This window comes from Burkholderia sp. Ac-20349 (assembly GCF_017104865.1).
Lineage (GTDB): Bacteria > Pseudomonadota > Gammaproteobacteria > Burkholderiales > Burkholderiaceae > Burkholderia > Burkholderia aenigmatica.
Window position 1 is genome coordinate 46,390 of sequence record NZ_JAAGPM010000005.1, and the last position, 12,494, is coordinate 58,883.

General features: G+C 66.1%; 13 protein-coding genes. 8 read left to right on the forward strand and 5 right to left on the reverse strand.

Annotation, left to right across the window (positions count from 1 at the left end; all coding sequences use genetic code 11):
- Window positions 1–328: 328 nt before the first annotated feature.
- Window positions 329–1,849 carry a sensor domain-containing diguanylate cyclase gene (locus G3N61_RS03330; RefSeq protein WP_089454204.1) on the reverse strand — a complete coding sequence of 507 codons (1,521 nt, stop codon included), beginning with the start codon at window positions 1,847–1,849 and terminating at the stop codon, window positions 329–331.
- On the opposite strand from G3N61_RS03330, the gene G3N61_RS03335 reads away from it, so the two are divergent.
- The 4 genes from G3N61_RS03335 (at window position 1,848) to G3N61_RS03350 (ending at window position 5,120) form a co-directional block, all read left to right on the forward strand.
- Window positions 1,848–2,243 carry a hypothetical protein gene (locus G3N61_RS03335; RefSeq protein ID WP_205821555.1) on the forward strand — a complete coding sequence of 132 codons (396 nt, stop codon included), beginning with the start codon at window positions 1,848–1,850 and terminating at the stop codon, window positions 2,241–2,243. The genes G3N61_RS03330 and G3N61_RS03335 overlap by 2 nt on opposite strands.
- A gap of 265 nt (window positions 2,244–2,508) precedes the next feature.
- The gene (locus G3N61_RS03340; RefSeq protein ID WP_205821556.1) at window positions 2,509–3,774 is read left to right on the forward strand and encodes a styrene monooxygenase/indole monooxygenase family protein; all 1,266 of its coding nucleotides are present in this window, start codon (window positions 2,509–2,511) and stop codon (window positions 3,772–3,774) included.
- On the forward strand, window positions 3,764–4,306 hold the full coding sequence (locus tag G3N61_RS03345) for a flavin reductase family protein (RefSeq protein WP_089454206.1): 543 nt from the start codon (window positions 3,764–3,766) through the stop codon (window positions 4,304–4,306). The genes G3N61_RS03340 and G3N61_RS03345 overlap by 11 nt, the downstream gene beginning before the upstream one ends.
- Before the next feature lies 1 nt (window position 4,307).
- Window positions 4,308–5,120, forward strand: a complete 813-nt coding sequence (locus tag G3N61_RS03350) for a glucose 1-dehydrogenase (RefSeq protein ID WP_089454207.1) — start codon at window positions 4,308–4,310, stop codon at window positions 5,118–5,120.
- 58 nt (window positions 5,121–5,178) lie between these two features.
- Here G3N61_RS03350 and G3N61_RS03355 read toward each other — a convergent pair whose 3' ends face one another.
- From G3N61_RS03355 to G3N61_RS03370, 4 genes are all read right to left on the reverse strand, one after another.
- Window positions 5,179–5,463: a SemiSWEET transporter gene (locus tag G3N61_RS03355; RefSeq protein ID WP_043185616.1), complete on the reverse strand. Its 285-nt coding sequence runs from the start codon at window positions 5,461–5,463 to the stop codon at window positions 5,179–5,181.
- 30 nt (window positions 5,464–5,493) lie between these two features.
- Entirely contained in the window at window positions 5,494–6,504 is a 1,011-nt protein-coding gene (locus tag G3N61_RS03360; protein ID WP_205821557.1) for a 2Fe-2S iron-sulfur cluster-binding protein, read from the reverse strand.
- A gap of 14 nt (window positions 6,505–6,518) precedes the next feature.
- Complete coding sequence (locus G3N61_RS03365; protein WP_043185618.1) at window positions 6,519–6,848, reverse strand: non-heme iron oxygenase ferredoxin subunit; 330 nt, start codon at window positions 6,846–6,848, stop codon at window positions 6,519–6,521.
- Window positions 6,849–7,009: 161 nt separating this feature from the next.
- A complete protein-coding gene (locus G3N61_RS03370; protein ID WP_043185620.1) occupies window positions 7,010–8,509 on the reverse strand; it encodes a PAS domain S-box protein in 1,500 nt (499 codons plus the stop codon).
- A 215-nt stretch (window positions 8,510–8,724) separates the two neighbouring features.
- On the opposite strand from G3N61_RS03370, the gene G3N61_RS03375 reads away from it, so the two are divergent.
- From G3N61_RS03375 to G3N61_RS03390, 4 genes are all read left to right on the forward strand, one after another.
- Window positions 8,725–10,065, forward strand: coding sequence for an acetamidase/formamidase family protein (locus G3N61_RS03375; protein WP_205821558.1), 1,341 nt, complete (start codon window positions 8,725–8,727; stop codon window positions 10,063–10,065).
- 58 nt (window positions 10,066–10,123) lie between these two features.
- The gene (locus tag G3N61_RS03380; protein WP_205821559.1) at window positions 10,124–11,326 is read left to right on the forward strand and encodes an aromatic ring-hydroxylating dioxygenase subunit alpha; all 1,203 of its coding nucleotides are present in this window, start codon (window positions 10,124–10,126) and stop codon (window positions 11,324–11,326) included.
- Window positions 11,327–11,340: 14 nt separating this feature from the next.
- Complete coding sequence (locus tag G3N61_RS03385) at window positions 11,341–11,682, forward strand: hypothetical protein (protein WP_205821560.1); 342 nt, start codon at window positions 11,341–11,343, stop codon at window positions 11,680–11,682.
- 73 nt (window positions 11,683–11,755) lie between these two features.
- The gene (locus G3N61_RS03390; RefSeq protein WP_051890079.1) at window positions 11,756–12,247 is read left to right on the forward strand and encodes a nuclear transport factor 2 family protein; all 492 of its coding nucleotides are present in this window, start codon (window positions 11,756–11,758) and stop codon (window positions 12,245–12,247) included.
- Window positions 12,248–12,494: the final 247 nt, after the last annotated feature.

Genomic DNA, 12,494 nt, shown 5'->3' on the forward strand with positions numbered 1-12,494 from the left:
GCGCAAATTCGGTCAAGCATGGTGCGCCCGGGTTCGCCGGAATCCGTCCACGCCCCGTCCGACAGTGGAGCGGTAAGCTGTCCTCGCTGTCGGACGAGCGCGGGGTGTTCCTGCGCGTTGATCACCGGGCCGATCGGTGCGGCCGCGTTCGGTCGCGACGGTCATCTGTCGGAACTGGGAAAGGGCTCGACCGTCGGGCGAAGCCGGCACCGCGGCCCTGTTCGCCGGCGCGGCCGGCCTCCACGACCGCGTATTGATGAACGTTGTCCGCGGCAATCGTTTGCGTACGTTCTGCTGCCGAAAGAAGGCAGGCCCGACCCATGGCCGGTCAAGCCAGGCGCGCGAGTGGCTCCGTTTCCGCGCAACACACGCGATTCCTGCCTTCGCGTTTGGCACGATAAAGCGCCATATCCGCCTGATGCGACAGCGCGTGCACGGTCGGGGGGCGCGCGCGATGACCGGTCGCGCAGCCGATGCTGACGGTGAAGGCCGGAACGGTTTCCGCAAACCCATCGAGCCGGTTGCGTTCGACTTCGCGTCGAATGGCCTCCGCGACCTGCGCGGCACCGCTTTCGTCCGTATCCGGCAGCACCGCGACGAACTCCTCGCCGCCGTAGCGCGCGGCGAGATCACCGCGCCGCCGCGTGTGCGTGCGGATGCATTCGGCGAGAAAGCGCAGCGCCGTGTCGCCCTCCGCATGGCCGTGCCGATCGTTGTACTGCTTGAAGTGGTCGGCATCGATGAACAGAATCGACAGGCTGCCGTTGCTGCCCCGCTGCAGCCGTTCCCATTCGTCGGCCAGCGCGATATCGAGCGCGCGGCGGTTGCACAGGCCCGTCAGCGGATCGGTCCGGGTGAGGTCCATGAGCAGCGTCTGCTTGCGCAGGTTGTCCCGGAGCGCAAACGCAAGCAGCCAGACCACCGCGCAGAACAGGGCGCTGATCACGGTTGCGGATATGCCGACCGTCCACGACAGGCGCGTAATGCCCGCCAGCACGTCGTGCTCGGCCGGCGCGACGACGGCGATCAGCGGCGTGCCCCGCACCCGCTGATACGTATACAGCCGCATGGTGCCGTCGATGCTCGACCGTGCGGGATAGAAGCCCGATTCACTGTTGACCATCCGGTTGAAGGCTTTCGAGTGACGCAGGTGGTTCATCTGGCTGTCGTTCAACGACGGATTTCTCGCGAGGATCGTGCCGTCCGCGCGCAGGATCGCGCTGACCCCGTTCGGCCCGACATCGAGGCCGGACAGGAGCTGCTCGAAATAGGCGAGGTCGATGGCGACCACCGCGATGCCGTTGAACGTATGATCCGGCCGGTCGATGCGCCGCGACAGCGCGATGGATTCCTTGCCGCTGCGCGAGCGCGCGCGATAGGCCTCGGACACGTAGAGGCCGACGTCGTCCGCGTCGCGATGCACCTTGAAGTAGTCGCGATCGCTGAAATCCCAATGGTGGGTCGCGCTGCAGCATCCGTCGATCAACTGGCCGGACTTGTCGGTCACGCCCATGCCGGTGACATATTGGGCTGCGGTGCGCTCGAACAGCAGGTCGTGCCGCAGCCCGGCATCCATACGCTGCACCGGGGGCTTGCCGAGATCGGACGCGAGTGCGACCAGTGCGCTGTTCGACGTTTCGACGGTGCGTGCGATCTGGCTCACCAGCACGGCTGCGACGTTGCGCGACGTCTCATGTGCGTGTTCGATCACTTCGCTCCGGCCGGCCCACAGTGTCGCCGCGCTGATTCCGAGCGCGGCAAGCGACATCAGCGTACCCAATGCCCCGACGACAAGATGGTTGCGTCCGGCCCAGTCGGCAATTTTCTCGATCGAGGTGGATGCGGGCATGTTCGTGCTCGTAGGGGAGGCCGGCGGGAATGGCTCCGGCGCGGTTCAAATCCGGGTTAACGGCACGGTTAACAGAAAATCGAGGCCGGCGTGGCCGCCAGCCGGCGCGTGCGATCGCGCAACGGGGCGCAAACGTGTGCGACCGGGCACGGGTGAGGGGGCAAGGCAGTCCGGGGCGGAACGGTGTGCTGCGCCGCGCGCCGCTGACGCGCCGATCGTCACGCTGTCCATCATGGCGAGCGGCACCATCCCGATCGCGTTCGTGCCCGGCTACGCGCCGATCCGCTCAATTGGCGGCCGTGCCCGTCGTAACCAAGCACGCCTGTACTTCGCGGTCGACGGTCGCGGAGCGTGCAACCTCGGCGTGTTTGTGACCGATCTGCGCGACCGGTAACACGCTGGCATCGGTGCGGCATCTGGCCCAGGCAGCCGCTTGGGGACGATGGATGACGATGTGAACGGATCGGCCGCTTGTCTTCACCGATGGACCGATACGCCGTGTCACGGGATGATATTCCGCAACAGGGCACTTCTTGCGTCGTGCCCGTGCGATGGCGCATAGGTGCTTCCATCTATGGTCGTAAGTAGCCGAGCGAATTTACCGACCCTGTCCGGCCTCCTACGCTACGCATAACCCAAACCAACAGGAGGCATGCGACGTGAGAAAGATCGGAATCGTAGGAGGCGGGCAGGCCGGGTTTCATCTGGCATTCGGCTTGCTGGACCGGGGGCATGAGGTCACGGTGTTTACGGACCGCACGCCGGATCAGCTACTGGCCGGCAGGATCCCGAGCACGGCGTTTCTGTTCAACGAAACGCTGGACTGGGAACGCCGGCTCGGCCTGAATTTCTGGGAAGACGTCGCACCGGCCGGCGAAGGGATGCTCGTCGATTTTCGCGAGCCGTCGGGCGCGAGCGTGATGACGGTCAAGGGGCGGCTGCACGACCGGTCGGGTCAGGCGATCGACCAGCGGACGAAGTTTGCGCGCTGGACTGAGGAATTCGAACGGCGCGGCGGCACGCTCGTGTTTCGCAGCGTCGACATCGACGAGCTGGACGAGATCGCCAGCGCCAATGATCTGACGTTCATCGCGTCCGGCAAGGGGGCGATCAATGCGCTGTTCGCGCGCGACGCTGCGCGAAGCGTACACGACAAGCCGCCGCGCAATCTCGCGGCGATGCTGCTCAAGGGGCCGCAGATCGTCGGCGATCGTCCGTGGCCGAAAGCAGACTTCCGGCCGCTGCGGTTCAACTTCGTTTTCGGTGTCGGCGAGTTCTTTTCGCTGCCGTTCTACTCGCATGGCGTCGGCGAATGCCGGAGCTTCCTGTTCGAAGCGCGTCCGGGCGGTGACATGGATCGCTTCCAGGCCGCGACGGACGGCAATGAACTGCTCGAGATTGCGCGCGGCGTGATGCGCGACTTCGCGCCGGAAGAGGCGAGCCTGCTCGACGATGCGCAATTGACCGATCCGAACGCGTGGCTCAAGGGCGCCTTCACGCCGACCGTGCGCCATCCGGTCGGCCGCCTCGCGTCCGGGCGCATCGTGATGGGCATCGGCGACACGGTTTGCCTGAACGATCCGATTGCCGGACAGGGCGCGAACAACGCGTCGCGCATGGTGGACCATCTGATGCGGGCGATCGACGTGCACGGTCGCGAGCCGTTCGACGCCGGGTGGATGCAGCAGACCTTCGACGCGTTCTGGGACGCGTCGGCCAGCTATACGACGGCGTTCACGAACGCACTGCTCGAACCGCCGAGCGACGCGATCATGTACGTGTTGCGCGCGGCGTCGGCGCAGCGTGCGGTGGCGGACGACTTCGTGCGCTGCTTTCAGCGTCCGCGCGAGTTCTGGCCGTGGATCGCCGATTTGTCGGAGGCACAGCGCTTCGTCGCGGAGCGGGTGGCGCGCGATGCGGCATGACCACGACATCGTCGCGCACGCGTGGCGTCATCATCACGAGATTCCGCAGGCACCGGGCGACTTCCGGCGCGCACTCGGCTGCTTCGCGACGGGCGTGACCGTCGTCACGACGGTCGACGACGACGGCCGCCGGATCGGCCTGACGGCGAATTCGTTTTCGTCGGTCTCGATCGATCCGCCGCTGATCCTGTGGAGCCTGGCGCGCCGCTCGCCGAACCTGCGCGCGTTCGAGCGTTGCCGCTTCTTTGCGGTCAACGTGCTGGCCGGCTCGCAGCAGGATATCTGCACACGCTTTGCCAAGCCGATCGACGACCGGTTTTCCGGCGTCGATACCGTCGACGGGCAGGGCGGCGTGCCGCTGATCGCGGGCGCGGTCGCTCAGTTCGAATGCGAGAACGAGATCGTGCACGCGGGCGGCGATCACGCGATCTTCGTCGGCCGAGTCAACCGTTTCCGCTGGCACGAGCAGGCGCCGCTGGTCTTCTGCATGGGCGCGTTGCGCGAGCTGGACACGAACCGACAGGAAAGCTGACATGAATCCATCGACATGCTGGGGCATCGAAGGCAAGACCGCGATCGTCACGGGCGGCGCGACGCTGATCGGCGCGGCGGTCGCACGCGCGCTGTGCGACGGCGGCGCGCAGGTCGCGGTGGCCGACATCGACGTTGCGCGCGGTCGCGCGCTGGCCGATTCGCTCGGCGCGCGCGCAATGTTCGTCGAGACCGACCTCGCCGACGATGCGGCGATTCGCGCTTGCGTGCAAGCGACGCACGCGCGGTTCGGCCGCATCGACATGCTGGTCAACGTTGCGTGCGCATACGTCGACGACGCGCTGTCGTCGACGCGCGCGCAATGGCATGCGGCGTTCGACGTCAACGTGATCGGCGCGTGCCTGTTGTTGCAGGCCGCCTATCCGTTCCTGTGCGAGGCCGGCGGCGGCGCGGTCGTGAATTTCGGCTCGACGAGCGCGTCCGCGGCGCAGGCCGGCCGCTGGCTGTATCCGGCCAGCAAGGCGGCGATCCTGCAACTGACGCGCAGCCAGGCGCTGGATCTGGCGCGCGACAATATCCGCGTCAATGCGGTGTCGCCGGGTTGGACGTGGTCCGGCGTGCTGGACGCGATATCGGGCGGCGACAAGCGCCGGACCAATGCCGTCGCGCAGAAATTCCACATGCTCGGCCGCATCGGCGAGCCGGAGGAAGTCGCCAACGCGGTATTGTTTCTGGTCTCCGACAAGGCGTCGTTCATCACCGGCGCGAATCTGGCCGTGGACGGCGGCTATTCGGCGATGGGCCCCGAGCAGGGCCTGTCGCCGATCGGCGAACTGACGACACCGGCCGCCTGAACGGCACGGGCGTCGGCCGGCTTGCTGCCGACCGACGCCCTTTCTCATTCTCCCAGCATCAATTGGCCGATTTGCCGGCTGCGGCCCGTGCTTCGGCGCGATATTTCAGCACGATGATCGTGACGGCCAGCAGCAGCACGACCGCGTTGTTCAGCGCGACCGGCAACGCGCCGATCGCGATGCCGTAGTACAGCCACAGGCTCACGCCGGCGATGAAGCACGCGTACATCGTGTAGGAAATATCGCGTGCGGAGCCTGAGCGCCGGATCTTGACGACTTGAGGAACGAACGAAACGGTCGTCAGTATTCCGGCGACCAGGCCGACGGTATCGGTCATGTTCATGGTGCGTGACCTGTCACGTGAAATGGGGGATCAGAAGAATCGGTCGAAGTGAACCTGCGACGCCGGCACGCCGTGACGCGCATGCAACACGTCCAGCATCGCCTGGATCATCGGCGGCGGGCCGGCCATGTAGTACTCGTGGTCGGCCAGGTTCGCGCCAAGGACGTCCTCGACGTATTCGTGCACGAAGCCGGTACGGCCCGACCAGTCGCCGGCGCCGCCGGGCGACGATACCGCCGGGTGGAACACGAGCTGTTCGCCGTAACCGGGCAGCGTGCGCAGTTGCGCGTCGCCGCACACGTCGCGAGGCGTGCGCGCACCATAAAAGAAATGCAGCCGGCGCGTGTCCAGCAGGCCGGCGTGGGCCATGCCGCGTGCGATCGACAGCATCGGCGCGAGCCCCGACCCACCCGCGATGCAGACCACGTCGCGAGCCGGTTCGGGACGCAAGAACGCCATCCCGTACGGGCCGTCGAGCATCACGCGGTCACCCGGCTTCACGCGCTCGAACAGCGTCGTCGAACCGGCGCCGCGTTCGACCCGGCGCACCTGGAAATGCCAGTCGCCGTCGTCGTTCGGCAGGTTCGCCATCGAATATGCACGTGTGCCGGCGATCCCGGGCAAGTGCAGCACTGCGAATTGTCCCGGACGAAAGACCGCGGGCGCATCGGTGCGGAAGCGGAATTCGCGGATGTCGTGCGTGACGTCGTCCGTCGCGATCAAGGTGGCGACCTGCTTGCGCGGCGGTTGCGCGGGGCGGCATGCATCGTCGAGCCGGATCTTGATGCGGCAGTCGCTCGTCGGGCGGCACTGGCAGGCAAGGTGCCGGCCCTTCGCGCGATCGCGCGCCGACAGCCCGGGCGCGTCGTCCCACAGCACGTCGATGCTGCCGTCGAGCAGTTCGAACTTGCAGCTGCCGCACGCGCCCGCGGTGCATTCGTACGGCATGCCCAGGCCGGCCCGCAAGCCGGCGCCGAGCAGGGTGTCGTCGCGATCGCACGCAAAACGGTGCGCCGATCCGTCGAGAAGGATCTCGTGCATGTCGTCGTCCTCCGTCAATCGGCGAGGCGAATGCCGATCGCGTCGTCTTCGACGACGACCGCATACGTCTTCAGATCGACGATGCAGGGCGCACCGACGGCCTTGCCGGTGCGAATGTCGAAGGCACCCTGATGGAACGGACACTCGACGACGTCGCCATCGATTTCACCGTCGCACAGCGATGCTTCGCCGTGCGTGCAGGTGTCGTCGGTGACATGAAACCGGCCGTCGAGGTTGAAGACCGCGACCGGTGCGCGGCCGTCGAGTGCGACGCGCTTCGCGCATCCGCGCGGCACGTCCGACGTGCGGCAAAGAAAATGGATCGTATGTTCGGCTACCGTCATGATCGTGTTCCCTGGTTGTCGACGTCCATGAATCGGCGCGCGATATCGCGCCGGCTCCGCTGCCTGCGGGACGTCATGGCTTCAGGGTAGTGACGGCTGCCTGACGGGTAAATTGGATCGACTGCTTAGCGAATACAGGTTTTCGCTTATCGTCGCCGCGTTCAGGCCGCGCCGGCCGAGCGCGGCAGCATCACGTGGAAACGTGTGCCGGGCGCGGCTTCGGCGCTCGTGACCCACAGATGCCCGCCATGCGTGTCGACGATCGAGTGGCACAGCGACAGTCCGAGCCCGAGGCCCGTGTGCTTGGTCGAGAAGAACGACGCGAAGATGCGGTCCGGACTCACGCGCGGCAGGCCGGGGCCGGTATCGGACACGGTGATCTGCACATTGCCGTTGGTGCGCTTGGCGACCGAGATGCGCAGTTCGCGGCGTTCTGGCGACGTGCCCGACATCGCCTCGATCCCGTTGACGGCCAGATTGATCACGACCTGCTGGATCAGCACGTCGTCGCATTCGATTTCGCACGGCGCGTCGTCGAGTTCGTACGTGACGGTCACGTCGCTTTGCCGCGCGCGCAGCGCGATCAGGTCGGCGATGTCCCGGACCAGGGTGCGCACGTCGATCAACTGGCGCTGATAGGTCCGGTTGCACGTGAATTCGCGCACCTTGTTGATGATGCGGCCGGCGCGTTCGGCTTCGTGCTGCGCCAGCTCCAGCGCGTGCAGCAGGTCGTCGGCCGAAAAATTGCCGGACTGGATGCGCCGGCGGCACCCCGCAACGAAGTTGACGATCGCGAAGAACGGCTGGTTCAGCTCGTGCGCGAGCGCAGTGGCCATCTCGCCGGTCGTCGAGATGCGCGAGATCCGGCTGAGTTCGAGCGCGCGGGCGCGGGCGGTTTCCTCGGCCCTGACGCGTTCGGTGACGTCGCGGAAATTGACCAGGATCCCGTTGACGGCCGGATCGTCGAGCAGGTTCCGGCAGCGCGCCTCGTGGATGCGCCACGTGCCGTTGCGGTGCTGGATCCGGTAGCCGAGGTTGGCGCTCGCGTCGGGCGCCAGCGCGCGCAGCGTGTCGCGCACCGTTTCGACGTTTTCCGGTGCGATGAATGCATAGACGGACCGGCCGACCGGCATGCGCGCGGAAACCCCGAGCAGCGAATGGATCGATGGCCCGAGGAAGCGGACGATGCCGTTGGCGGAAAGGATCGCGATGCCGTCCGACGAGCGCTCGATCAGCTTGCGGTAGTACCGCTCGCGTTCCTTGAGCGCGGCGTGCGCTTCCTTGCGCTCGGTGATGTCGCGCGCCATCGCGATCACACGGTCGACCCCGTTCAGCGTGATGCGCTTCAGGCTCACTTCGACAGGCGTTTCGCGGCCCTGCGCGTTGCAGATCACCCATTCGAAGATCACGGTGTCGCCGGAATCGCGCGCTTCCCACACGCGCCTCAGGCCGCCTTCGGTGTCGTACGGAGAGTGGTTCCGGGTCAGCTCGCCGATCGACATTCCGCGCAATTCGTCGATCGTGTGCCCGTACATCTCGCATGCCTTGCGATTGGCGTCGAGGATTTCCCCGCTGTCCATGTCGTGGATCACCATGATGTCGTTCGCGTAGACGAAGACCTCCTGGTAGTTGGTCCGGCTCAATTGACTGACGGAATGCATGGCAGGGGCGCCCCGGGGTAATCCGGCTGTCAGCATAGCACCGCGAAAGCGCTCGCTCGCGGGCCGCGCGGCCGTTAAGTGTTATCACCTAATGCGCTAATTGACCGACCGGATAACGGCCGGCAGGCGATTTCCTTACGCTTGAGTGCACTGATCAACAAGAAGCGGAAGACGTGGCGCAAGGCCCCGTTCCGCATTCGAGCGAGGAGACATCCATGAGCCATCCACCGTCGGCAGCACCGCGGGACGTCGTCGAGGTCGGCGCGTATACGCGCGGCGTCATCGGGCCGCGCCTGACCATGCTCGGTCCGGTGAGGAACGGCGGGCGCATCGTGACGGGTACGCCGCCCGGTTGCTGGGGGCCGATGATTACGCCGATCTTCCAGGGCGGGCACGAGGTCACGCAGCCGGTCGCTGTCGACGGCGCCGAAATCGGCGATGCCGTGGCGCTGAAGATCCTGCGTTGCGACGTGACGTCGCTCGCCACGTCGTCGGGCGTGATGGAGTTCGTCGAGGGCCGCTATGTCGGCGACCCGTTCGTCGCGAAGCGATGCACGACCTGCGGCACGGAAAGCCCGCCGAGTCACGTCGAGGGCACTGGCGACGACGCGATCCATTGCAGCGTCTGCGGCGCGGAGGTCAATGCGTTCCGCTTCAGTCACGGCTACGTGATCGTGCTCGACCGCGAGCACCAGGTGTCGCTGACCGTCGACAAGGACGCCGCGCAGCGAATCGCCGGGATGCCGGGAAAGATGGCGCGCCTGCCGGCCTCGTCCGAACAGCATTCGATCCTTTCGCTTGCCCGCGCCGACATGAGCGGGCTGGCGGCGCACATGCAGCCGTTTCTCGGCAACATCGGCACGATCCCGTCGGTCGACATGCCGGACTCGCACAACGCGGGCGATTTCGGCGCGTTCCTGATCGATGCGCCGCACGCGTTCGGCATGTCGCGCGAAGCGCTCGAGGCGAACAAGACCGACGGCCACATGGACACCAACAGCGTGCGCGCGGGCGCGATCGTGATCTGCCCCGTCAAGGTGCCGGGGGCCGGCGTGTACATGGGCGACATGCATGCGCAGCAAGGCAATGGCGAGATCGCCGGCCATGCGACCGACGTCGCGGGCGAGGTCGAGCTGCAGGTCGAGGTGATCAAGGGCCTGACGCTGGACGGGCCGATCCTGCTGCAGCGACCGGACGATCTGCCGCCGATGGCGCGGCCGATGAACGCCGCGCAGCGCGCACGGGTCGCGGCGCTCGCGGCGCGCTACGGGCAGCGCGAGATCGAGGAGAACGCGCCGATCACCTTCATCGGCTCGGGCGCCACGCTCAACGACGCGACGAAGAACGGTTTGCAGCGCGCGACGAACGTCACGGGGCTGGCGTACGACGAGATCCTCAACCGCGCGACGATCGCCGGCTCGATCGAGATCAGCCGCTTGCCGGGCGTCGTGCGGGTCACGTTCCTGTGCCCGATGCCGGTGCTCGAACGCCTCGGCATCGCGCACCTGGCGCGCGCGCAATACGGACTCGACGACGGCACGCACGACCGGACCTGAACCGCGTGACGGTCGACACGATCGAGCAACGCGAATCAATTCATTGAGAGGAGCAGCGATGGACACCACCACCAATACCCTGAGATGGGCGGCCAAGTATCCGGAACTCGGCACGGAGCCGATTCCGGTCGAGCCCTGCATATCGCCGGAATTCTACGAACGCGAAAAGGCGCGCGTGTTTTCGAAGACCTGGTTGAAGGTCGGGCGCATCGAGGAAATTCCGAACGTCGGCGACTACAAGGTCAAGAAGATCCATTTCGCGAAGACGTCGGTGATCCTGATGCACGGCAAGGACGGCACGATCCGCGGCTTTCACAACACCTGCTCGCATCGCGGCAACAAGGTCGTCGTCGAGCATGGCGAGGAAACCTTCGGCCGCAACAAGGCGGCGGTCGTCACGTGCCGGTTCCACGGCTGGGTCTACGACGGCCAGGGCAAGCTCGTGCAGGTGCCGGAGGAAGAGCGCTTTCCGCCGTGCTTCGACAAGGCGTCGAGCGGGCTGACGCCGGTTCATACGGGGGTGTGGGAAGGCTTCATCTTCATCAACCTGGCCGCGGAGCCGGAGCGCTCGCTGAACGAGTATCTCGGCGGCCTCGGGCAGCATCTCGCGGGCTTCCCGTTTCACGAGATGAGCCAGTGCTTCAGCTACAACACGGTGCTCGACTGCAACTGGAAGATCGCGCTCGACGCGTTCTCCGAGGCGTATCACGTGTCGACCATCCATGCCGGTTCGTTCCCGAACGTGTTTTCGAGCGGGCTGACCGACGTCGCGCTGTTCGACGAGCATCGCACGACCGGCATTTGCCTGACGCTCAATGCCACGCCGACGCCGGTCGCCGGCATCGCGAACAACATCACGGGCGCGTCGCTGGTCGCGCAACGCGGCTCGTCGATGCTGCCGCCGGGCGTGAACCCCGACCGCCGGGGCGACTTCTCGTTCGAGCTGAGCGTCGTGTTCCCGAACATCCTGATCCACATCTCGGAGGGGATCTGGTTCACCCATCAGTTCTGGCCGCTGTCGCACGACAAGACGCTGTGGGAGGGCAAGTACTACGTGAAGCCGCCGAAGACCAACAGCGAACGCTGGGCCGTCGAATTCGCGCAGGTGCTGCAGCGCAACGCATGGCTCGAGGATACGGCGACGATGGAGGATACGCATGCCGCGCTTGCGTCCGGCGCGAAGCAGCACATGTTCCTTCAGGACGAGGAGATCCTGCTGCGACATGGGTACAAGGTCCTCGAACAATACATGGATCAATGACGGAGACGCACGCAATGGACAATCTGCTTCCGAAGGAATTCGACATGCTCGAGCCGCTCGTCGCGGCGTGGGCCCTTCCGACCCAGAACGAACGGCAGCAGCGCCGCATCGGCTCGTCGAGCGGCGAGCTGCGCTACTTCTACGACAACATGCTGCCGCGGCTGCCGTCGATCCTGATGTACCTCGACCGCTATCCGATCGGCGAATTGCCGGCGGACGCCGCACGGCTGCTGTCGCTCGCGCTGTCGCTCGCCGAGGTCGCACCGCACATCGAACTGTATCGCGGCGATCCGAAGGTGCCGTACAGCTTCGACGAAGCACGCTTCGTCGCCGAGCACGGCGACGCGCGGCACTGAGCCGCCGACGCATCTCGGTGCATGCCCGAGGTCCCGCCGGACCTCGGGCGCATTTCTGCAAGGAGACCGGCCGATGGCCGCATCGACACTCGCCCGGCGCATTGCGCGCCTCGAGGCAATCGCCGACGTCGGCCAACTCGTCGGCCGCTACGCCTATGGGGCCGATCGGCGCAACGATCCCGCGTTGATGGCGCCGCTCTTCAGTCGCGACGCGGTGTGGGAAGCCAGGGGATTCGGGCGTCATGAAGGCCGCGACGTCATTGCGGAGCAACTCGCGCGGATCGGCAGCGAGCAGATCGTCTGGAGCCTGCACTACATGGCCGCGCCGGTGATCGAGATCGACGAGACGTTGCTGAGCGGGCGATGTCGATGGCATTTGTGGGAGCTGGCGCAGATCCGCCAGAGCCGCGACGATGCCGAGCCGCCGGCCGCCCACTGGATCGGCGGCGCGTATGACAGCCGCGTCACGATCGACGAAGGGCAGTGGCGTTTCCAGAGCGTGTTGCTCGATCTGCGGCTCATTCATCGACACGACGCGGCGTGGTTGCCTCGTCCGTCTTCCTGACCCGATCGGCAGACCCGCGACGACAGGGTGCTTCATCCGGCCGCGTGCAAACGCGGCTTTTTTTTCGTGTGCCGCCGCGCCGCCCGGTTGCCGTATCGAATCAGAAGACAAATAAGTATTCCCATCTAGTTTCTTACGTGCGCGACCGAATGTCGGCAGCAATTTCGGCTTCTTAACTTGGAGTCGCTGCGAATTCGCAGGATTCGCGAGCGGAACGGCCGGTGCGTCGATGCATCGGGCAGGCCGT

What these genes read in the sequence shown, in the direction of transcription:
- G3N61_RS03335 (WP_205821555.1), top strand. Translation starts at nt 1,848, where the DNA reads ATGTTCGTGCTCGTAGGGGAGGCCGGCGGGAATGGCTCCGGCGCGGTT.
- G3N61_RS03330 (WP_089454204.1), bottom strand. Translation starts at nt 1,849, where the DNA reads ATGCCCGCATCCACCTCGATCGAGAAAATTGCCGACTGGGCCGGACGC.
- G3N61_RS03345 (WP_089454206.1), top strand. Translation starts at nt 3,764, where the DNA reads ATGCGGCATGACCACGACATCGTCGCGCACGCGTGGCGTCATCATCAC.
- G3N61_RS03350 (WP_089454207.1), top strand. Translation starts at nt 4,308, where the DNA reads ATGAATCCATCGACATGCTGGGGCATCGAAGGCAAGACCGCGATCGTC.
- G3N61_RS03355 (WP_043185616.1), bottom strand. Translation starts at nt 5,463, where the DNA reads ATGAACATGACCGATACCGTCGGCCTGGTCGCCGGAATACTGACGACC.
- G3N61_RS03360 (WP_205821557.1), bottom strand. Translation starts at nt 6,504, where the DNA reads ATGCACGAGATCCTTCTCGACGGATCGGCGCACCGTTTTGCGTGCGAT.
- G3N61_RS03365 (WP_043185618.1), bottom strand. Translation starts at nt 6,848, where the DNA reads ATGACGGTAGCCGAACATACGATCCATTTTCTTTGCCGCACGTCGGAC.
- G3N61_RS03370 (WP_043185620.1), bottom strand. Translation starts at nt 8,509, where the DNA reads ATGCATTCCGTCAGTCAATTGAGCCGGACCAACTACCAGGAGGTCTTC.
- G3N61_RS03375 (WP_205821558.1), top strand. Translation starts at nt 8,725, where the DNA reads ATGAGCCATCCACCGTCGGCAGCACCGCGGGACGTCGTCGAGGTCGGC.
- G3N61_RS03380 (WP_205821559.1), top strand. Translation starts at nt 10,124, where the DNA reads ATGGACACCACCACCAATACCCTGAGATGGGCGGCCAAGTATCCGGAA.
- G3N61_RS03385 (WP_205821560.1), top strand. Translation starts at nt 11,341, where the DNA reads ATGGACAATCTGCTTCCGAAGGAATTCGACATGCTCGAGCCGCTCGTC.
- G3N61_RS03390 (WP_051890079.1), top strand. Translation starts at nt 11,756, where the DNA reads ATGGCCGCATCGACACTCGCCCGGCGCATTGCGCGCCTCGAGGCAATC.